This window comes from Pseudomonas sp. G5(2012) (genome assembly GCF_000408945.1).
GTDB lineage: Bacteria > Pseudomonadota > Gammaproteobacteria > Pseudomonadales > Pseudomonadaceae > Aquipseudomonas > Aquipseudomonas umsongensis.
In genome coordinates, this window is the sequence record NZ_APIO01000063.1 from 1 (window position 1) to 21,270 (window position 21,270).

Here is a 21,270-nt window from a genome sequence, read left to right on the forward strand (position 1 = left end):
CCACTGCGCAATGCCTGCGTTCGGCCATCGTGGTTAACGGGGCGCTCGCGATCAACAGCAAAGCGAGGCGGCCTTAAAGCCGACCTGACTTTTACGGGTGCACCTGGATCCCCTGTAGGAGCGAGCCTGCTGGCGATGGACGTCAACGATAACGCGCCCTGTCTGGATGAGCGCGTCGCCCGGAAGTCCATCGCGAGCATGCTCGCTCCTACAGGCGTTATCCCTGTGCCCGCAGCCGCTGCGCCGCCTGGCGCAACAGCTGTTCTGTCGCGCTCCAGCCCAGGCAGCCGTCGGTGACCGAAACACCGTACTTCAGCGACGGCCCCAGCGGTTGGCAGCCCTCGAACAAATGACTTTCGATCATCATGCCGATCAGCGAGCGATCACCCTGCAGGCGTTGTTCCAGTACATCGTTGAACACGGCAGGTTGGCGCAGTGGGTCTTTACTGCTGTTGGCGTGGCTGCAGTCGACCATGACCCGGGCCGGGATCTTCAGGCGGGTCAAGTCGGCGTGCACGCGGGCGATGCTGGCGCGATCGTAGTTCGGGCCGTGATGACCGCCGCGCAGCACCAGGTGGGTGTCTGCATTGCCCGGAGTCTGGATGATCGCGGGATGGCCCTGGCTGTCGACACCGAAATGGCGATGTGGATGGGCGGCCGAGCGCATGGCGTCACAGGCCACGCCGACACCGCCGTCGGTGCCGTTCTTGAAGCCTACCGGCATGCCCAGGCCGCTGGCCATCTCCCGATGGATCTGCGATTCGGTGGTGCGAGCGCCAATGGCCACCCAGCTCAGCAGGTCATCGAAGTAGCCGGCGGCCATCGGTTGCAACAGTTCAGTGGCCACCGGCAAGCCGAGCATGAGCATTTCACGCATCAGTTCGCGGGACAGGGTCAGACCGCCGGCCATGTCATCGCTGCCATCGAGGTGCGGGTCGTAGGCCAGGCCTTTCCAGCCGACCGTGGTGCGAGGTTTTTCGACGTAGGCGCGCATCACCAGGAGCATTTGGTCGCTGACGTCGGCGGCCAGGCGGGCCAGGTTCTCGGCATATTCGAGCGCTGATTTCGGGTCGTGGATCGAGCAGGGGCCCACGATGACCAACAGGCGCGAGTCTTTCCCGTCGAGGATCGCGCGAACCGCCTGGCGGTGAGCGGCGACTTGGAGGGCGAGGGTGTTGCTCAGTGGCAATTGCTGTTTGAGTTGCAACGAGCTTGGCAGGCGCAGGGTCAGCGCTTCGTTGGCAGGGTTGAGGGTCGACAGTGGCAGAGCAGAGACGGACGAGTTCATGTTCAGGCTTCCTGGGCGGCGGCGGGTTGTTCCCGCGCGCTCGGCCCTACTGGGGTGTTCGACAATTGGCCGGATTGGCTGCGTGTGTGTGCTTGCCACCTGTGGGTGACCGATCGGAGGCGGCAGGCTGTCCCGAGCGGAGGGTGGTAAATCGCCAGGCGCTAAAACTGTCGTGACGGTAATAAGTGGCGTAGTTCATTTCGTGAATCCTCTTGATGGCGGTTTGTCGCTAAATAAGTGGCGGGCCCAAAAAACAAAACCCCCGGTCGGGAGGCCGACCGGGGGTTGAACATTCTCTGGTGGCGACCCGTTTGAAGTGGGCGCCGTGTGGGTATCAGGCGCGCCAGTGGCTAAACCAATACCCAAAATAAAAGCTTGCCGGAGCGCACGCGTCGTTCACCCGGGCAGACGCAACCGAGCGCGGGGCGCTGGCGGTACGAAGCGGTGGGTGGGCATTGAACATGGTCGATCTCCGATGAGTGCACCGAGCTTACTAGAGGGCGGTGCGAGGTTTCAATCAGAAAATGCTATCGATCATCAAAGGCGATTTCTATCGCTTGAGTGCCCGTGCGCTTGTGGCACACACTCCCTGTTTTTGAAAACAACCCACCCTCCCAGGATCGAGCATGACGCCATTACCTGATGTTCGCCGCGGCTTGCCGGATCTCGACTGGCGCCGGGCAATGGACTGCGACCTCGATTTCGCCCGGGACCTGACGTGCGTCAACATGCTGCGCTATTACATCCAGCACGATCTAGTGTGGCTGGACGAAGCGTTCGATGTCGCCTGGGCCGGGCGTGACAATCGGGTAATGGTGCACGGCGAACGTCAATTGGGGTTCGTCAGTCTCAGTCGGGATGCCAGGGCGCTTTACATCCGCGAACTGCATGTTGGCCAGGCGTTTCGAGGGCAGGGGGTCGGTTCCTGGGTAATCGATCAAGTAGTGGCACTGGCGTGCAGGGAGGGGCGCCAGTGCTTGCGCCTGACCGTTTTTGAAAATAATCCGGCGCGGGCCTTATACGAACGCAAGGGCTTTAAGGTGGTGGGCAAAGACGAGTGTTTCCTGCGCATGGAGCGTGAAGTCTGCTTTGCGACATGCTGAAACACGCTGCCGACAAGCCCTGCAAGACGAATGGAAACTTTTTATATAGCGCTTGGCGCTAGGTCTGCCAGTTGCTTTTTGCTAAGGTGGCGGGCATTCCAAATAAGATCATATCGCGAGGTGTCTGCTTGATTAGGGTGCTAGTAGTCGATGACCATGATCTCGTTCGCACAGGCATTACGCGAATGCTGGCTGACATCGATGGCCTGCAAGTAGTCGGCCAGGCAGAGTCCGGGGAAGAGTCCCTGCTCAAGGCGCGTGAGTTGAAACCCGATGTGGTCTTGATGGACGTCAAGATGCCGGGCATCGGCGGTCTTGAAGCCACTCGCAAATTGTTGCGCAGCCATCCCGACATCAAGGTCGTTGCGGTGACCGTGTGCGAGGAAGACCCGTTTCCCACGCGGCTGTTGCAAGCCGGGGCGGCGGGCTACCTGACCAAGGGCGCCGGGCTGCCGGAAATGGTCCAGGCCATCCGCCTGGTGTTTGCCGGGCAGCGCTACATCAGCCCGCAAATTGCCCAGCAACTGGCGATCAAGTCTTTCCAGCCGACCAACGACTCGCCCTTTGATGCCCTGTCGGAGCGGGAAATCCAGATCGCCTTGATGATCGTCGGCTGCCAGAAAGTCCAGATCATTTCCGACAAGTTGTGCCTGTCCCCGAAAACCGTGAACACCTACCGATACCGCATTTTCGAAAAGCTTTCGATCAGCAGCGATGTCGAGTTGACGCTGTTGGCGGTGCGACACGGCATGGTTGATGCCAGCCTCTGAAAATGACTGAAACCTTCGATCCAAGCGCGTTCCTGTCAACGGTCAGCGGGCGCCCCGGTGTCTATCGCATGTTCGACAGCGATGCGCGCCTGCTCTATGTCGGCAAGGCCAAGAACCTCAAGAATCGCTTGTCGAGCTACTTTCGCAAAACCGGCCTGGCGCCCAAGACTGCTGCGCTGGTTGCGCGTATCGCCCAGGTCGAAACGACTATCACGGCCAATGAAACCGAGGCCTTGCTGCTCGAGCAGACGCTGATCAAGGAGTGGCGTCCGCCGTACAACATCCTGCTGCGCGACGACAAATCCTACCCTTATGTCTTTCTCTCCGATGGCCAGTTTCCGCGCTTGAGCATCCACCGCGGGGCGAAGAAGGCCAAGGGCAAATATTTTGGCCCCTATCCGAGCGCCGGTGCGATTCGCGAAAGCCTGAGCCTTTTGCAAAAGACCTTTTTCGTTCGCCAGTGCGAAGACAGCTATTACAAGAACCGCACGCGGCCTTGCCTGCAATACCAGATCAAGCGCTGCAAGGCGCCTTGTGTCGGCCTGGTCGACCCACAGGTATATGCCGAAGACGTGCGACATTCGGTGATGTTCCTCGAAGGTCGCAGCAATGCGTTGAGCGACGAGTTGTCCGCGGCCATGGAAGAGGCGGCGATCAACCTCGAGTTCGAACGTGCCGCCGAACTGCGCGACCAGATTTCGCTGCTGCGCCGGGTCCAGGATCAACAAAGCATGGAAGGCGGTACGGGCGACGTCGATGTCATCGCCGCGTTCGTCAACCCGGGCGGCGCCTGTGTTCACCTGATCAGCGTGCGCGGCGGGCGAGTACTGGGCAGCAAGAACTTCTTCCCGCAGGTGGGCATTGAAGAAGACGTGTCTGAAGTCATGGCGGCGTTTCTTGGCCAGTACTACGTCAGCAGTCCTGAACGCGACTTGCCGAGCGAGCTGATCGTCAATGTGGTCCACGAAGATTTTCCGACACTGATTGCAGCCATTGACGAGCTGCGCGGTCGCGAACTGACCATCAGCCACCGAGTGCGCGGTACGCGTGCGCGCTGGCAGCAATTGGCGGTGACCAATGCCGAGCAGGCCCTGGGCGCGCGCCTGGCCAACCGACAACACGTTGCCGCGCGGTTCGAGGCCCTGGCCGAAGTGCTCAAGCTGGACGAGCCACCCCAGCGCCTCGAGTGCTATGACATCAGTCACTCCAGCGGGGAGGCGACCGTAGCCTCATGCGTAGTGTTCGGCCCCGAAGGCCCGATCAAGTCCGATTACCGGCGCTATAACATTGAAGGTGTCACGGCGGGCGATGACTATGCCGCCATGCACCAGGCGCTGACCCGGCGCTTCAGCAAGCTCAAGGACGGGGAGGGCAAGTTGCCGGACATCCTGCTGGTCGATGGCGGCAAGGGCCAGCTATCGATGGCCCGTGACGTGCTCGACGAGCTGGCGGTCCCCGACCTGATCCTGCTCGGCGTCGCCAAGGGTGCGACGCGCAAGGCCGGTTTCGAAACCCTGTACCTCAACGACGCCGCCCACGAATTCACCTTGCGCGGTGATTCCCCCGCGCTGCACCTGATCCAGCAGATTCGCGACGAAGCCCACCGTTTTGCGATTACCGGGCACCGTGCGCGACGCGGCAAAACCCGGCGCACCTCGACGCTTGAAGGCGTTGCAGGGGTCGGGCCGACACGCCGGCGCGATTTGCTCAAACATTTTGGTGGATTGCAGGAGCTGTCTCGTGCCAGCATCGAAGAAATCGCCAAAGCCCCCGGGATCAGTAAAAAGCTCGCAGAGTTGATTTATGCAAATCTGCACAGCGAGTAGAATGCCCCCTCACCTCGTAGCCAGTTGTGCCGATGAATATCCCTAATCTGATTACCGTTCTACGCGTCCTGCTCATACCGATCTTCATTTTGCTGTTCTACCTGCCTTACCAATGGAGTTACCTGGCGTCAGCCTCGGTCTTCGCCTTCGCCGCCGCCACTGACTGGCTGGACGGATACCTGGCCCGGCGCCTGGAACAAAGCACGCCGTTCGGGGCTTTCCTCGACCCGGTGGCCGACAAGCTCATGGTCGCCGTCGCCCTGGTGTTGCTGGTCCAGGAACACGGCAACCTGTGGCTCACGCTTCCGGCCGCTGTGATCATCGGTCGCGAGATCGTGGTCTCGGCCTTGCGCGAATGGATGGCCGAGCTCGGCGCCCGTGCGCACGTGGCCGTATCGAACCTGGGCAAATGGAAAACCGCCGCGCAAATGCTGGCGCTGGTAATCCTGCTGGGCAATCCGTCGGATTTCAGCTTCTGGGTCTTGATGGGTTACGCCTTGCTGATGGTCTCCGCCGGCCTGACATTGTGGTCCATGGTTCAGTACTTGCGGGCTGCCTGGCCGCATCTGAAGACTGACGTGGAAAAGAAATAAAACTTTTTTGAATCAAGGGGTTGACGGGGCTTCTGGATTCTATAGAATGCGCCACACCAAGACGCGGGAATAGCTCAGTTGGTAGAGCACGACCTTGCCAAGGTCGGGGTCGCGAGTTCGAGTCTCGTTTCCCGCTCCAAATTATGATCTACAGACGTCCACCGAAGTCTGTAAGTCATTGAAAGAAGGGCCTAAGGCCCTTTTTTCGTTCCAGCGAAATCCACTGGAAACCACCCCCAGCCAGGGCTTTTAAGTCCATTTTTAAGTCCATCTTTACGGGGTGCGTGGTTTCCGGATTGTTGCTGGAGGAGTGTGGCCTGCGAGACAAGCATCTAGCCCTGACCCAGGTTCAGGAGCTATACCATGGCACTCACAGACGTCTCTGTCCGGCAAGCCCGGGCGACTGGCAAAGACTATACCCTCCCTGACTTCGATGGCCTCTCGCTGGCGGTATCCGCTACGGGAGGTAAATCCTGGCACTTCAGATACTACTGGGCTGCTAAACAGAAGCGGATGTCTCTGGGCACCTATCCGGAGGTCAGTCTCCGGGAGGCGCGTGCGTTGCGCGATGAGGCCCGCGCTCTGTTGGCGAAAGGCATCAATCCCAAGAATGACCGCAAGAAGAAGTTTCGTGCTGCGTGTTTGGCGGCGGAGCACAGCTTCAAGGCGGTATATCTGCAGTGGCTTGCACACCGCAAGCTGGAACTCAAGGAGGGGCGGCAGAGTACGCTCTCGCAGATCCAGCGCATCTTCGATAAAGACGTGCTGCCTGCCTTGGGCGCCATGTCCATCTATGAGGTCCGTCGTCCCGATCTACTGACAGTGCTTGCTCGGATCGAGCAGCGTAGGGCATTCACGACTGCGGAGAAGGTGCGCGCCTGGTTCAGGCAGTTGTTCCGCTTTGCTATAGTGAAAGTCGAAGGACTGGAGAGCAACCCAGCATCGGATCTGGATGTGGTAGCTGTCCCCAAACCACCTGTGGTCAATAATCCCTTCCTGCGGTTATCTGAGCTGCCCGACCTGCTGCATAAGCTGCGTTGCTATAGAGGCACGATCACCACACGACTTGGTATTCGTCTGTTGTTGCTGACGGGTGTTCGGACTGGCGAACTGCGCTTGGCAACCCCTGATCAGTTTGATCTTGAGCGCGGTCTGTGGATCATTCCCCCCGAGGTGGTCAAGCAACTGCAGGACGGTATGCGCAAGCGTGGACAGCGGCCGCAGGATATTCCGCCCTACGTCGTGCCGTTATCGGTCCAGGCCATCGAGATCGTTCGCTACCTGCTGGAGCAGGTCAAACCTGCCCAGCGTTACCTGTTGGCTCACAGGGGTGATCTCAAGAAGCGCATCAGCGAGAACACGCTGAATGGAGCGCTCAAGCGCATGGGCTACCAGGACCTGCTCACCGGCCATGGCATCCGTGGCACGCTCTCCACGGCGCTCAACGAGGTCGGCTACCCCAAGATTTGGGTGGATGCGCAACTCTCGCACGCTGATCCCAATAAAGTCAGCGCCACCTACAACCATGCCCTTTACGTGGAACCTCGCCGGAAAATGATGCAGGACTGGGCAGATCGGCTCGATCTGCTGGAGCAGGGGGAGGTGAAAGCTGCGTGTGCGCATTTGACTATCCGCATCGACGGCATTCCGGCGCTGGAGGAAGGCGCAGAAGCACCTGGCGAATCGAGGGGTGTGATGTGTCGCCGATTCTGATCTCGTCTGTGGTGAAGCTCGCCGCGTCAGGATAGTTGTCGTGTGAGTTGATTCGATGAGTCTTGGTCGGTGGGCGGAAGTGAGAACTGTGTGGCGCGTTATTCGATAGAGCGTCGGGAGTGTGGCGGGGGGGGCGGCAGATGATGCCGCCGCTGAACCGGACGGTGCCGGAGTTGGTGGAGGTGACAGGCATTACCGATGCCACCCTGTATGCTTGGCGCAAACAGGCCAGAGCAGCGGAATCAGTGGTGCCGGGAGAGGGTAATCAGGCCGATCAGTGGTCGAGCCAGGACAAGTTTCGGGTGGTGCTGGAAAGCGCCAGTCTCAAGGAGACGGAGCTGGCAGAGTATTGCCGGCGCAAAGGCCTGTATGTCGAGCAGGTCAAGGCTTGGCGTGAAGCCTGCGAGCAGGCTAACAGCCCGGTTCAGCCGAGCAAAAACCGGCGCTAGCGCGAAGAGGAGAAGGCCGCGAAGCAGCGCATCAAGCAGCTGGAGCGTGAGCTGCGGCGCAAGGGCGCGGCGCTGGCAGAAACCGCAGCCCTGTTAGTGTTGCGAAAAAAAGCCGAGGCGCTCTGGGGGAAGGACGATCAGCGCTCCGGATCGCCGCGAAACCCTGCAGTTGATCGAAGAAGCCGTGGCGGCGGGAGCCCTGCGGGCGCAGGCCTGTGCCGAACTGGGTCCGTCGTTGCGCAGCCTTTAGCGCTGGCAGCACTGCCCGGAGGATCGGCGTCCCTTGACGCCGCGTGCGGCACCGGCCAACGAGCTGAGTCCGCAAGAGCCCCGCCGTGTGCTGGAAGTCGCCAACCAGCCCGAGTTTGCCAGCCTGCCGCCGCATCAGATCGTGGCGCGGCTGGCCGATCAGGGCACCTGGCTGGCTTCGGAGTCGACCTTCTACCGGGTGCTGAGGGAAGCCGAGCAGCGGCATCCGCGCGGCCGTAGCCGCCCACCGGTGAAGCGAGCGCTGACGACCCATGTCGCCGATGGCCCGAACCAACTCTGGTGCTGGGACATCACCTGGCTGCTGACCACGGTCAAGGGCCGCTACTTCTACTGATACATGATTAAGGACGCCTACAGCCGCAAGCTGGTGGCCAGCGAGGTGCATGCCAGTGAAAGCGCCGAGCAGCCCGCCCAGCTACTGCGCCAGGCCTGTCTGCGCGAATGGCGGGCCGGTCAGCCGCTGGTACTGCACTCGGACAACGGCAGTGCGATACCTGCCGCGTCAGGCTATTTGTCGCGTCAGCTGATTTATCGAAACTATAGGTTGGGGCGTCATAAGAGCTGCCATGTCGAGCTATTTACCGCTGTGCGTAAATTTCCCACTATCCAGAATATTTACTACACTTTAGTGTAGTTTATACATTTAACAATTGGAATATCATAAGAAGAGCGCTGTTCCACTGGAGCAAAATAGTAAAGTGAAAATAAGAAAAATAAATCATGGTTTGCCGATTTCTAAAACAAGGTCGGGTAAAGTTGAGGCGCTAATAAGTGCCAAGGTCTACAGTCGCATATATAGACCCCGATTGAGTTGCGCGAATGAAACTGCGGCCAGAGTATGCTTTTACAGAGCCCCGCCTGGATATGGAAAAACCGTGGCTCTAGCGTTCGAATGGCTACGCCACAGAACAACCGGACATCCTGCAGTATGGATTTCTTTAGGAGAAGATTCTTACAGTGAAGTTGACATCTGTGCAGAGATTATTGAGCAGCTTGAAACTTTCGGGCTAGTAAACTTCAGTCATGTCAGAGAGAACGAGAGCAAGCCAGCACTCTTGCGAAAACTTGCATCCAGTCTTTGGAATAACACCTCAATCAATGAGATAGAGGTGCTGATTTGTTTGGATAATATAAGCCACGACTTGGGCCTCCCGGTGCTGCACGCGATTGTAACATTCATATTAGAAACACCAAAAAATATTAGATTTGCAGTTGCAGGTAATACGATAAAAGGGCTATCCCAACTTAAACTTGCAGGCGCAATGCAGGAATATTCCGAGAAAGACTTAGCCCTTACCGTAGACGAGGCGGTGGCGTTAGCGGAGGCGGAGGCCGTTCTTGGACTTACTAAGGTGCAGATAGAGACCTTGGTACAAGAGGTGGAAGGATGGCCCGCTATTATAGGGCTTTTGTTAAAAAGTGAACTTTCAGCCAAGTCTATTTCAGAAGTATTTGAAGTAAATAATTACTTAAATGACGAAATATTTGAGGCGCTTTCCGAGCAGCAGCGTGTTTTTCTTGTGAACTCTTCGTTACTCGATTTCGTGACATATGACAGCTACAATTACGTGTTCAAATGCACCAATGCGACCAATTTTATTAGATTTTTTAGTGTCGATTACATGTTGTTTCGTCCGGTAAAAGGTGAGGCCGCGCAGTTTACATTGCATCCAGTATTGCGCGATTTTCTTCAACGTATTACATGGACTGAAAATCCTGCTAAAAAATCCTACCTGCTTAAACGCGCAGCTTTCTGGCACTGGCGTAGGGGCGAGTTCCAGTATGCTATACGTATAGCCCTTCGGGCGAATAACAGTCGCTGGGCAGTCGGCCTGAGCGAAGAGATAATTTTAGATTTAGCATTTCGCCAGGGCGAAATATTTACATTAAGACAGTGGCTATCGGAAATGCCGGTGAAGGAGTTGTACAAACATCCCACAATAGTTATTGGTTACGCGTGGGTGTGTTTTTTCAGTCTGCAGGGCGCGCGAGCAACCAAATTACTTGAAAATCTACTTGTCCAGTTCCAGCCCGATAAAACAAACAAATGGCAAGAAAAAGGATGGCCGCAGCTTGTGTTAGCAATAGGTAAAGCAACGAATGATGAAATGCTTTCGAGTGAGGACCTCTGTAACAAGTGGATTAGTTTATTTGGGGATTCAAACGCAGTTGGCAAGGGGGCTGCGTTGACCTGTTTGGCGTTTATCTTTGCCAGTGAGTATAGGTTTGCAGAGTTAGAGAAGGTGCTGGCCCAAGCTCAAGCCGTGAACAAATTTGCCAACCAGAAATTTGCTTTTGGTTGGCTGAATGTCGCCCAGATCCAACAAGCGCTAGCAAGCGGTAAAATTATCAGGGCGAAGAAAATTTTGACTCAAGCACGCACGGACAGCGACACACAGAGTAATGAGACCGCGTTCACTTCCAAAATGTTGGATGCTCTAGAGCTTGAAATAAATTATGAACTGGGTCATTTGGACACATCAGAAGAAAAGCTTACCAAAATTCTAGAGTTCATTGCCAATCACGGAGTGACAGACTTGTTCTTTTCCGTATGCCGCACTGTGTCAGCCTGGCGGCTTGGAAGGAATGACCTCAATGGTTCCATTGAGATTTTGGAGTGGGCGAAGGCACATGCGATTGAAAAAAATCTACCTAGATTAGAATTTATGAGCCAAATTGAGATCTGTCAGCGCTCAATTTTTCAAGGCGTAACGAATGTAGATAAGTTACAAGAATGTGAAGAATTAGAAGTTTTCTCCGGGCCGCACTCCCCCCCCCTCCGCGCACGCCTAATGCTTTTTCGATCAATCGAGTCCTCCCAATCTCATAACTTTAAGTTTGCCGCGCACAGAGCGTTATTGGCTATTCATCAAGCCCGAAAAATTGGCGCAGGCCAATTGGAAGTCCGCGGATTATTATATTTAGCGGGAGCACAATCCGGTGCTGGCACACTAAATAAAGCCCGGCATAACATAGCTTACGCGTTGGAAATGGCAAAGCAGCTTCAATGTTTTCAAACAGTACTTGATGAAATGCGTTTAATTAAAATAGCAATACCGGCATCACGTGAAATCTTCGCAGTAGCTAACGTAGACCAAACGATTGCAAATTTGAGCCTGTCAAGAATAGTGGACACTATAAACGCCCCGTTGAATAACGATGGTACGTCTTTGACGCTGAAGCAGATCAGCGTCTTGAGATATGTAAAGGATGGTTATTCGAACAAAGAAATAGCGGCCGCTCTGTATGTTACCGAAGATACTGTAAAATGGCATATGAGGAAAATATTCACCTTTCTTAATGTAAAGAGTCGCACGCAAGCAATAATTGAAGCCGAGCGCCAGAGTTTCATCTGAGGCGACTGGCACTAAGTGAAAACAATGGAAGATATATCGGAGAGATTATATGAAAATTGTTATTGTTGGCGCCGGGACAGCTGGAGTAAACGCAGCGTTCTGGCTTCGTCAATATGGCTATACAGGGGAAATTAGGCTTTTGAGTAATGAGGCTGTTGCGCCTTATCAGCGGCCTCCTCTATCCAAGGCTTTTCTGACAAGCGAAACTGCGGCATCCACACCACCACTAAAATCCGAAGACTTTTATAAAAACAACAACATTAATATTTCGTTGAATACAGTGGTTGTATCAATTAATGTGGAGCGCAAGGTGGTTTCTGCTAAAAACGGGGAGGAGTACACATATGATAAATTGATACTTGCAACAGGTGCTAACGCGCGCAGGTTAACCTGTGAGGGGTCTGAATTGTCTGGAGTTTGCTATTTACGCAACATAGAAGACGCCAAAAATTTACGTAGAAAACTTGCGGAAAGTACGTCTGTTGTTGTGTTGGGCGGCGGAGTGATCGGGCTTGAAGTCGCCTCAGCTGCGGTGGGCTTAGGGAAGAAGGTTACAGTGATAGAAGCCGCCCCGCGAGTAATGGCGCGCGTTGTAACACCAGCAGCAGCCAATTTGGTCAGAGCCCGCCTTGAGGTTGAAGGAGTTGAGTTCATGTTAAATGCGAAATTAACCTCCATAAAGGGCATGAATGGCCATGTGGATAAATGCGTATTAGCAAGTGGCGAAAAAATTCAAACAGATTTGATTGTAGTTGGAATCGGCGCTATACCTGAACTAGGATTGGCAGCTGAGGCAGCCCTTGAAGTGAGCAATGGTGTTGTGGTTAATGAACAAATGCGCACTTCGGATATTAATATATATGCAATCGGCGACTGCGCACTAGCAAGGAACCCTTTTTTTGAGGCAATGGTACGTTTAGAAACAATTCATAATGCTGTTACACAAGCTCAAATTGTCGCAAGCGGTATTTGTGGAACGTCAAGACCCACACCAACCCCGCCACGGTTCTGGTCTGATCTTAAAGGGATTACACTACAAGGACTTGGCGCTCTAAAAGATTACGACAAACTCGTTGTGGCAACCAATACAAAAGCTGTTGAACTAGAAGTTCTTGCGTATAAAAATGAAATACTGATTGCAACCGAGACAATAAATTTGCCGAAACGTCAAGGTTTACTTGGCGAGAGTATAACAATGCCTGAGTATCAATGATTATCGGACATCCTAAGGATCCTCTGAAGTAGCCATGCATTTCTGGCTGACTTCAACCTCCGCTGATTTTGAAAGCGGTAAATCGACAAAAATCGATTAGATCACCCGCTCATTTCTGAGTTTTTAGCCGCCGCGAGCACCTCTCGGCGGCTATTGCCCACATTACGGGCGCACCTCTCCTGCATTTGTCAGTAAATGTCGGCGCGCCATCCACAGATTCGACAGGGCGAACAGCGAAAGCGCTCCATAAACCCCATCTTCAAATGATCCGCAGGCCAGCCAATGCTGTGCTCCGATTTCTTTCTGGAGCCAGCCGCCATGATGCGCCCCGACGCCAAAGTCGAAAAAGTCTATCTCTACCCCAAGCCGGTGGATTTCCGAAAATCCATCGACGGCTTGGCTGCTCTGGTCGAGTTGGATATCAAGGTGGCGGTGTTCGATCCGGTGCTGTTCGTCTTCCTCAACAAGTCGCGTAACCGGGTGAAGATCTTGTACTGGGAGCGCAATGGCTTCTGTCTGTGGCTCAAGCGCCTTGATGCCGAGCGATTCAAAACATCGCCTGACGATCAAGACGAAGCCATCGTGCTGACGGTCCAGGAATTGAACTGGCTGCTGGATGGTTTTGACCTGTGGCGCAACCGCCCGCATCAGGTTTTGACGCCGCGTTTCGTGACCTGAGCCGGTATAATCCACGGCATGATTTCCGTGCCCGAAACCCTTCCTGACGACCCCGAAACGCTCAAGCAGCTGCTGTCTGACGTGCTGCTGGAGCGTCAGTCGAATCTGGGCAAGATCACGCAACTGCAAGAGCAGGTTGCCTTGCTGCGTGATCGCCTGTTTGGCCGCAAGTCCGAGCAGACCAGCGATCCCGAGTCGCCGCAATTGCCCTTGCTCAACGAGGCCGAGGTGCTGGCCGAGCAGCCCAATGGCGATGGTCAGGACGACGTCGAAACGGTCGAACTGCGCCCTGTCGCCGTCAGCAAACCGCGTGGCAAGCGCCAGTCACTGCCGGCCGAACTGCCTCGCATCGAAGTCATTCACGAGTTGCCCGAGCACGAACTGACCTGCGAATGCGGTTGCCGCAAACACGTCATGGGTGAGGAAACCAGCGAACAACTGGAGATCATCCCGATGCAGATCCGGGTGATCAAACACATCCGCAAAACCTACGCCTGCAAGGGCTGCGAACGCGCGCCGGTCACCGCCGATAAGCCGGCGCAGTTAATCGAGAAAAGCCTGGCCAGCCCCAGCGTCTTGGCCATGCTGCTGACCACCAAGTATGCGGACGGCCTGCCGCTGTATCGCTTCGAGACGGTTCTGAGCCGCCATGGCATCGACATCCCCCGCCAGACCCTGGCGCGCTGGGTGATTCAGTGCGGTGCGCAGTTACAACCCTTGCTCAACCTGATGCGCGACAAGCTGCTGGACAGCCCGGTGATCCATTGCGATGAAACCCGTGTGCAGGTGCTGAAAGAGCCGGGGCGCGACCCGAGCAGCCACTCCTGGATGTGGGTGCAAACCGGCGGCCCGCCGAACAAGCCGGTGATCCTCTTCGAGTACACCGCCAGCCGTGCCCAGGAGGTACCACTGCGCCTGCTTGCCGGCTATCGCGGTTATTTGATGACCGACGACTACGCTGGCTACAACGCTGTGGCCGCACAGTCGGGTGTTGAACGTCTGGCCTGCTGGGCGCATGCACGGCGCAAATTCGTCGAAGCGCAAAAGGTGCAACCGAAGGGCAAAACCGGACGCGCCGACATCGCGTTGGGGATGATCAACAAACTCTACGGCATCGAGCGCGAACTCAAGGACGTCAGCGATGAGGCACTCCACCACGGCCGTCAGCAACACAGCCGGCCGTTGCTCGCCCAACTCAAGGCCTGGCTGGAGAAAACCCAGCCGCAGGTCACCGCGCAGAATGCCCTGGGCAAAGCAGTGAACTACTTGGCGAGCAACTGGAGCCGACTCGAGCGCTACATCGAGGCCGGCCACCTGCCGATCGACAACAACGCTGCCGAGCGGGCCATCCGGCCCTTCGTCATCGGCCGCAATTATCCTCACTCGGAAATTATGTCGGGTATGCAGCAGTGGATGACGGCGCGCCTGGCAGCCAACCACTGCCGACTTTGCATAATTTCAGAGACTTTCCAGAAACTTCAGCAGGGCGTCAGTCGGACGATAGCGCGTGCGCTTGGTTTCGGGTGGGCCGATGGTGGCAAGCGCACGTTCCTTCATGGCCAGGTCAGCCTCGACATATCCATGGGTGGTGACCGGGCTTTCGTGGCCCAACCATAGCGCGATGACGGTGATGTCCACTCCGGCCTGCAGAAGGTGCATGGCCGTCGTATGCCGCAGCGTGTGTGGTGACACCTTGCGCTGCTGCAACTGGGGGCACTTTTTTGTCGCGGCAGTGACTGCCAAGGCAATCCGCTCAGCCACATTCGAGCGCGTCATCGGCAGTCCGCGTCGGCTGGGTACCAGGGGCTGTTCCGCCCGCAAGCCGACGGACTGCAGCCAGTGACGGATCTCGACGGCCGTTTCCTTCCACAGCGGCACGGTTCGCTGCTTACGCCCCTTGCCGTGCAGACACACCGAGGGGGTGACTTCCAGCGTCACGTCAGCCACGCGAATGCCGATCAACTCGGAGACTCGGGCTCCCGTGTTGTAGAGCAGCGCGATCAGGATACGATCGCGCCGGCCGCACCATGTATTGGCATCGGGCGCGGCGAGCAGCGCCTGAACCTCGTCGCGGGAAAGAAACCCGAGCAGTGGTTTGTCGAAGCGCTTCATCGGGATGGCCAATATTTGCTGGGCCAACTGCAGAGCTGGCGGGCATTGCAAGGCCACGTAGTGGGCAAAGGCTCGCACGGCTGCCAAGCGCGCGTTGCGGCTGCGCACCGAGTTATGCCGCTCGGCTTCAAGATGGGCCAGAAACTCGAGCACCAATGTTGCATCGAAGTCATTCAGCGTCAGCTTGGCGGGCGGTTTGCCCCTCTCGCGCTCGATGTAGCGAAGCAGCAGACGGAAGGTGTCGCGGTAAGCGCTCACCGTTCTCGGGCTCACGTTCTTTTGTTGCATGAGGCGTTCGGCAAAGAAGCGCTGGAGCAAGGCAGAAAATTCGGCAGCATCGGCCAGCAAGGGGTTCATTGCGATGCTCCCAGTGCATAGCGGTGGAAGCGCTCAGCCGCAATCGCCATCAGCTCCGGCACGCCAGTGAAGTACCAGTAGGTATCGCTCACCCTGGCATGCCCCACGTACGTCGATAGCGCCAGTACGGCGTGCTCGTCATCGATGCCCTGCTGGTAGAAGCGCAGCATGCTGCTCACGATAAAGGTGTGTCTCAGATCGTGCAAACGGTGATGGACATGGTTCCCGCGCGGCTGCCAGTCGAGTTGTCGGCACAGCGTTTGTAGGGCGTACAGCATTGCGCGCTGATTGGCCGGCTGGCCGTCATCGCGCAGAAAGAACCGTTCGCACGCGGGCCGCGGCACGAGCTGGTCACGCTGCCGGGCATATGCGCGCAACTGCTCGGTAACGCTCGGATGCAGCGGCACCAGACGCCGCTGATGAAACTTGGCCTCCTCGATACAGAGCACCCCGCTCGCCAGATCGACGTCTGCGCGCGTGAGCGCAAGCGCTTCGGCGATACGCAGCCCGCTCGCGGCCAGCAATCCAAATACGGTACGGCAGGTTGCGGCGCGCAGCCCGTTGATCGGAATGAGTTCATCGGTAGCCTTGAGGAGCGCGACCAGCTCCGCAGCAGTGTAGATGTGCGGGACCAGGCGCCGGTGAGCAGAACCGAAGAGATCGCGTGGTGGTATCTCGGTAGCCGGATCGAGACGCTGGCAGAATCGGGCGAAACCACGCAGAACCTCGATGCGACGAGCCCATGTGAGCGGACTTGGACACCGCGAAGCGCGGGCCCAGGCGACGGCAAGCGCCACCGTCAGATGATCCGCCGTGCTGATCTGGTCAGCGAAGCGGGCGAATGATCTGAGCCGCGCTTCATCATTCGTCAGCTTGAATCCGAGGCCGCGCCGATGCGCCAAATACGCCTCGACGTGTGACATCCAGGAGATCGGCGTCTTCATGAGCGACTCCCGGGCCAGGGCAATGCGACGGCGCGCAAACCTTCCAGGTCGACGCGGGCGTAAGCGCTGGCCGTGTCGATGCTTCGGTGGCGCAGCAGATCGGCGATTTCCTTGACCGACGCCCCTGCGCGCTGCAGCCGGGTCGCCGTGGTACGGCGCAGGACATGGGTATTGCAGAACTGATCACGCAAGCCGCAGCGTACAAAGGCTCGATTCATGGCGCTACGGAGGGCAGCCACGCTGAGCGGTATGCCGACGGGTGCGCGATGGCGCACGAACAAATTGCGGTCGGTCGTCTGCGGTCGTCCCTGTCGCAGATAGCGGGCAATCGCCTCACCGGTGGGCACTGGAAGGGGCAATTGCTGCACGCGTTTGCTCTTGCTAGTGCCGAGCGTAAGCGTGCCGTTGCGCCAGTCGACCGACTGCAGTGTCAGGTGAGCCACTTCATCGCCACGCAAACCAAGGTCAAGCAGGCAGCGTGCGATGGCGTAATCACGCAGTTCGACCGGATTTGAGCAATCGAACACCTTGAGAAACGCCGCCAGCTGAGCATCCGAGAGCGCCTTGGGCAAGGTGGCATGCCGCCAGTCCGCGACTCTCGGGAGGCTCGCCGAGAGTGCGTCGGTCGACTCCCCCAGCAAGGCGCGGAAACGAAAATAGCTACGCAAACTGTTGCACCCCGTCCGCAACGATGCCGGTCGCAAGCGCGGGATCAAGGTAGCTACAAATGCGTCAATCTGGGCAACGGACAGTGGCGATAGAACAAGCGGCTCGGCTCCGAAGCAGTAAACGAGAAGTACCCCGACGTCTTTGCATCGACGAGCATTTGTTTGGGGGGCCACCCCGCAGATGTTCTGAAGATAATCGCCAAACCGGTCAAGCTCAGTTGTGATCGGATCATCTGTGGATGATTTCACTGGTCGCCGTTGTGCCAGCAGCTTTAGCAAGTGCCGGAGTGCCGCCCTAGTATTGACCGTGCCGGAATGCAGCGACATAGAACAGGTACAGGCAGGTAAATGCTCGCGCACGAAGCGCTCGGTGAGCGCTGCGTCGATGCTCTCCACACACAGCGCTTCGGTCTTCATCCAGTGACCGAAGTGGGCCAGAGCATGCAAATACAGGCCGATCGTGCGCTTAGCGTAGCGCTGGACAAGTAGGGCTTCGACGTAAGGAACGACGGTAGCGCTGAGCGGACTGTCGTTGAGCTCGTCGCGGCAAGAAAGTCTCGCCAGGTATTGATCCGCAGACATGGTGTGCTCCTGTAGAGGGGACGGGCTCTACAGAAAACCACCAAAAATTATGGCGTGTCCGAAACGCGCCGGAAGACCCGGACAGCAGGTGGACTATGCGATCACGAAACCGAGCACAGGCGAACTGAGCATAATTTCCGAGTGAGGATAATTGCGCTTATGCCAAGCTTGGCATAAGCGCAAGAACTGGCTGTTCAGCGACACGCCAAAAGGAGCGACAGCCAGCGCGCAGCTCTACAGCCTGGTGGAAACCGCCAAAGCCAACGGTCAGGAGCCTTATGCCTGGCTGCGCCATATCCTCGAGCTCCTGCCCCAAGCCACTACCGTTGAGGACTATGAAGCGCTACTGCCCTGGAACCTGAAGGCGATTTAAAACCAAACTGCCTGAACTGGGTAGATGGGGTTTATGGAGCGCTTTCCGAACAGCGTCACCAGTTGCGCAGTGTTCTTGGCTAGGCCACGGAAGCGCGTCTTCACATAACCGAACTGACGTTTAATCACCCGGAACGGATGCTCGACCTTGGCATGCACCTGGGCTTTGGCCTTCTCAATCTTGCGCTTGGCTTTGTACAGCGCGCTGCGCTTATCGAGTTTCTTGTAGGTGCTGCGGCGTGCGGCAACCTGCCAGATAACTTGACGGCCCCCATGCTCAGGACGCTTCTCGACACCTGTATATCCAACATCGGCCCCCACCATGTTTTCCTCTCCGTGCAACAGCTTGTCGACCTGGGTGACATCCGCCACATTGGCCGCCGTGCCTACCACGCTGTGCACCAGGCCAGACTCGACGTCCACGCCGATATGAGCCTTCAGTCGGGTAAAGCAGGAGTGTTACCACTCCTGCCTCCCCTAAGAACCGTACTTGAGAGTCACCCCGCATAAAATGTGCTCAGCCACATTTTATGCGGTAGTTCCGCACGTACGGATCTGTGCGGGGGCGGCAGGTAACTGCCGTCCCTACCGCGACCCGACCAAACGACGGGGTAAACGCAAGCCTCTGCCCGCCTATCTTCCGCGTATCGAAGTCATTCACGAACTGCCCGATCACGAGCTGAGCTGTGCCTGCGGTTGCCGTAAACACAGCATTGGCGAGGAAATCAGCGAGCAGCTTGAGATCGTGCCGATGCAAATCCGCGTGATCAAACATGTGCGTAAGGTCTACGCCTGCCGTGGCTGTGAAACCGCGCTGGTCACTGCTGAAAAACCGGTGCAACTGATCGAAAAGAGCATGGCCAGCTCCAGCGTTTTGGCGATGTTGCTGACCACCAAATACGTCGATGGCCTATAGCGACCGGTCAGTTTTCAGTCGGCAGAACAGCCCCTACTGGTCAGTTTTCGGTCAGCGGCAACAGGCCCTAAACCAGTGTCCAGAATTCGTTGACCACAACAGTCTGTGCGGGGGGGGGCAGGTGACTGCCATTCCTACCGAGATCCAAAGAACTACACCAATGGGTAGTTGAGGAGAGTCTAAGGTGAGTGCGATTTTGACCATGTCAAATGTGGGAGGAGATAGCTGGATTTTCCCTGTTGGGGTAGGAATCAGGCTGTGTGGTGCTCGCAGAGACTTATTGAAAAATAGGAGAATAAAAATGATTGGAAAAAACAACGTTCTGGATTTAGTTCCAGAATACGTGGACAAAAAGAAATATTTTTGGCTGCTTTCAACTTTCTGGCCGGCAACTCCGATGATTGGGATCTGGCTTGCCAATGAGACAGGATGGGGTGTTTTTTATGGTCTAGTTCTGGCTGTATGGTACGGGTTTCTTCCATTGCTTGATGCGGCATTCGGTGAGGACTTTAATAATCCACCTGAAGAGGTAGTCGAGAAGCTGGAGAAGGAGCGTTACTATCGAGTTTTAACCTATCTAACAGTTCCAATGCATTACGCAGCACTAATCGTGTCTGCTTGGTGGGTCGGGACTCAGCCTATGTCGTGGTTCGAAATCGGCGCGCTTGCCTTGTCACTGGGCATCGTGAATGGTCTAGCGCTTAATACTGGTCATGAGTTGGGCCACAAAAAAGAAGCATTTGATCGTTGGATGGCGAAAATTGTTCTGGCTGTTGTCGGGTACGGACATTTCTTTATTGAGCACAATAAAGGTCATCACCGAGATGTTGCTACACCGATGGATCCTGCGACGTCACGTATGGGGGAAAATATTTATAAATTTTCGACCCGTGAAATTCCAGGGGCGTTTCGTCGTGCGTGGGGACTTGAGGAGCAACGCCTTTCGCGCCGTGGCCAAAGCGTTTGGAGTTTAGAGAACGAGATTCTCCAACCAATGGTTATCACCGTTATCCTCTACACTCTCCTCCTTGCCTTCTTTGGTCCGAAAATGCTGGTGTTCCTTCCAATCCAGTTGGCCTTTGGGTGGTGGCAGTTGACCAGTGCCAATTATATTGAACATTACGGTTTACTGCGTGAAAAAATGGCAGATGGGCGATATGAACATCAAAAGCCACATCACTCTTGGAACAGTAATCACATAGTCTCGAATCTAGTTCTGTTCCACCTTCAGCGTCACTCTGACCATCACGCACACCCAACTCGTTCATACCAATCATTACGTGATTTCCCAGGCCTACCCGCACTCCCGACTGGTTACCCCGGTGTATTTCTCATGGCAATGATCCCTCAGTGGTTTCGGTCGGTCATGGATCCTAAAGTGGTGAATTGGGCAAATGGCGACCTGAGCAAGATTCAAATTGACGACTCAATGCGTGCAGAGTACATGAAGAAGTTTGCTCATGTTGAGGCTAGTGATAATCAAGGCGTAAAAGCAATGGTGTAATAGATGCCTTGAAGGTCAGTTCTGCAGTTGAAAGTGCCGACAGGTTTAGGTTTTTGAATCTGTCGGCAGCACCCGATAACAGTATTTTCGAGAGTTTGTCTTGTGCAGTGTAGACGCAGGTCGATGGACTGCGAACACAGGCTCTACAAGAGGGAGAATAATGGCTAAGTACCAGTGTCCAGACTGTCAGTATATCTATGACGAATGTAGAGGGGAGCCGCACGAAGGGTTTAAGCCCAGTACTACTTGGGATGAAATTCCCGAAAATTGGGCCTGCCCAGACTGTGCCGTTCGAGACAAAATTGACTTTAAGATAATTTGTGATCCGCAGTGCGAACTCGTACAACAAGAGAGCAACGATCTTGGAATTAAAAATGAAAATCACACTGCCGAATATATGTTATTAGAGCTCAAAAAAACGAGTTCTGAACCAAAAAAAAAGGCTGAAAAAATAAGTTTGGCCGATGAGCTTGAGGTGGTCACCATAAATCAGCGGCGAAGCCAAACGCAAACTGTACGTAGGTCTTCCGCAAAGAAAAAAAAATAATGAACATCC

The 21,270-nt window shown here is 55.9% G+C and carries 16 protein-coding genes, 1 tRNA gene and 5 pseudogenes; 17 read left to right on the forward strand and 5 right to left on the reverse strand.

The annotated features are described in order from the left end of the window. Positions 1-217 precede the first annotated feature (217 nt). Positions 218-1,288 (reverse strand): 3-deoxy-7-phosphoheptulonate synthase, encoded by a 1,071-nt coding sequence (locus tag PG5_RS19565; protein WP_020798847.1) that lies wholly within the window; start codon positions 1,286-1,288, stop codon positions 218-220. Positions 1,289-1,914: 626 nt separating this feature from the next. Between PG5_RS19565 and PG5_RS19570 the strand changes: the two genes are divergently transcribed. From PG5_RS19570 to PG5_RS19625, 13 genes and pseudogenes are all read left to right on the forward strand, one after another. Continuing rightward, entirely contained in the window at positions 1,915-2,391 is a 477-nt protein-coding gene (locus tag PG5_RS19570) for an N-acetyltransferase (RefSeq protein WP_020798848.1), read from the forward strand. Positions 2,392-2,519: 128 nt separating this feature from the next. Further along, positions 2,520-3,161 (forward strand): UvrY/SirA/GacA family response regulator transcription factor, encoded by a 642-nt coding sequence (uvrY, locus tag PG5_RS19575; RefSeq protein WP_008015884.1) that lies wholly within the window; start codon positions 2,520-2,522, stop codon positions 3,159-3,161. 2 nt (positions 3,162-3,163) lie between these two features. Next, on the forward strand, positions 3,164-4,987 hold the full coding sequence (uvrC, locus tag PG5_RS19580; protein WP_020798849.1) for an excinuclease ABC subunit UvrC: 1,824 nt from the start codon (positions 3,164-3,166) through the stop codon (positions 4,985-4,987). A 32-nt stretch (positions 4,988-5,019) separates the two neighbouring features. Beyond that, on the forward strand, positions 5,020-5,580 hold the full coding sequence (pgsA, locus tag PG5_RS19585) for a CDP-diacylglycerol--glycerol-3-phosphate 3-phosphatidyltransferase (protein WP_020798850.1): 561 nt from the start codon (positions 5,020-5,022) through the stop codon (positions 5,578-5,580). A gap of 63 nt (positions 5,581-5,643) precedes the next feature. Beyond that, positions 5,644-5,719: transfer RNA gene (locus PG5_RS19590), tRNA-Gly, on the forward strand. A 224-nt stretch (positions 5,720-5,943) separates the two neighbouring features. Next, positions 5,944-7,242, forward strand: a pseudogene (locus tag PG5_RS19595) (tyrosine-type recombinase/integrase); the annotation flags it as partial. A gap of 191 nt (positions 7,243-7,433) precedes the next feature. After that, the gene (locus PG5_RS19600; protein ID WP_020798852.1) at positions 7,434-7,742 is read left to right on the forward strand and encodes a hypothetical protein; all 309 of its coding nucleotides are present in this window, start codon (positions 7,434-7,436) and stop codon (positions 7,740-7,742) included. A gap of 337 nt (positions 7,743-8,079) precedes the next feature. After that, a complete protein-coding gene (locus PG5_RS34235) occupies positions 8,080-8,346 on the forward strand; it encodes a hypothetical protein (RefSeq protein ID WP_138739045.1) in 267 nt (88 codons plus the stop codon). 3 nt (positions 8,347-8,349) lie between these two features. Further along, positions 8,350-8,646 carry a transposase gene (locus PG5_RS33670; RefSeq protein ID WP_020798854.1) on the forward strand — a complete coding sequence of 99 codons (297 nt, stop codon included), beginning with the start codon at positions 8,350-8,352 and terminating at the stop codon, positions 8,644-8,646. A gap of 241 nt (positions 8,647-8,887) precedes the next feature. After that, complete coding sequence (locus PG5_RS19610; RefSeq protein ID WP_238706176.1) at positions 8,888-11,368, forward strand: LuxR C-terminal-related transcriptional regulator; 2,481 nt, start codon at positions 8,888-8,890, stop codon at positions 11,366-11,368. A 49-nt stretch (positions 11,369-11,417) separates the two neighbouring features. Continuing rightward, a complete protein-coding gene (locus tag PG5_RS19615; protein WP_020798856.1) occupies positions 11,418-12,581 on the forward strand; it encodes an NAD(P)/FAD-dependent oxidoreductase in 1,164 nt (387 codons plus the stop codon). A gap of 318 nt (positions 12,582-12,899) precedes the next feature. After that, complete coding sequence (gene tnpB, locus PG5_RS19620) at positions 12,900-13,259, forward strand: IS66 family insertion sequence element accessory protein TnpB (protein ID WP_020798857.1); 360 nt, start codon at positions 12,900-12,902, stop codon at positions 13,257-13,259. 18 nt (positions 13,260-13,277) lie between these two features. After that, positions 13,278-14,876, forward strand: a complete 1,599-nt coding sequence (locus tag PG5_RS19625; RefSeq protein WP_020798858.1) for an IS66 family transposase — start codon at positions 13,278-13,280, stop codon at positions 14,874-14,876. A gap of 6 nt (positions 14,877-14,882) precedes the next feature. On the opposite strand, the pseudogene PG5_RS33675 reads toward PG5_RS19625, so the two are convergent. The 3 genes and pseudogenes from PG5_RS33675 to PG5_RS19640 form a co-directional block, all read right to left on the reverse strand. Beyond that, positions 14,883-15,728: pseudogene (locus PG5_RS33675) on the reverse strand (tyrosine-type recombinase/integrase); the annotation flags it as partial. Further along, positions 15,725-16,672, reverse strand: coding sequence for a tyrosine-type recombinase/integrase (locus PG5_RS19635; protein WP_020798859.1), 948 nt, complete (start codon positions 16,670-16,672; stop codon positions 15,725-15,727). The pseudogene PG5_RS33675 and the gene PG5_RS19635, both read right to left, overlap by 4 nt. Beyond that, positions 16,669-17,922: a site-specific integrase gene (locus PG5_RS19640; RefSeq protein WP_020798860.1), complete on the reverse strand. Its 1,254-nt coding sequence runs from the start codon at positions 17,920-17,922 to the stop codon at positions 16,669-16,671. Before PG5_RS19640 ends, PG5_RS19635 begins: the two co-directional genes overlap by 4 nt. Before the next feature lie 178 nt (positions 17,923-18,100). Here PG5_RS19640 and PG5_RS19645 point away from each other — a divergent pair. Next, positions 18,101-18,295, forward strand: a pseudogene (locus PG5_RS19645) (transposase domain-containing protein); the annotation flags it as partial. A 47-nt stretch (positions 18,296-18,342) separates the two neighbouring features. On the opposite strand, the pseudogene PG5_RS19650 reads toward PG5_RS19645, so the two are convergent. After that, a pseudogene (locus tag PG5_RS19650) lies at positions 18,343-18,735 on the reverse strand (transposase); the annotation flags it as partial. Positions 18,736-18,889: 154 nt separating this feature from the next. Here PG5_RS19650 and PG5_RS19655 point away from each other — a divergent pair. From PG5_RS19655 to PG5_RS35370, 3 genes and pseudogenes are all read left to right on the forward strand, one after another. Continuing rightward, a pseudogene (locus PG5_RS19655) lies at positions 18,890-19,207 on the forward strand (IS66 family transposase zinc-finger binding domain-containing protein); the annotation flags it as partial. Between the two features lie 304 nt (positions 19,208-19,511). Next, positions 19,512-20,714 (forward strand): alkane 1-monooxygenase, encoded by a 1,203-nt coding sequence (locus tag PG5_RS19660; RefSeq protein WP_042955520.1) that lies wholly within the window; start codon positions 19,512-19,514, stop codon positions 20,712-20,714. A gap of 160 nt (positions 20,715-20,874) precedes the next feature. Then, on the forward strand, positions 20,875-21,261 hold the full coding sequence (locus tag PG5_RS35370) for a rubredoxin (RefSeq protein ID WP_042955521.1): 387 nt from the start codon (positions 20,875-20,877) through the stop codon (positions 21,259-21,261). Positions 21,262-21,270 lie beyond the last annotated feature (9 nt).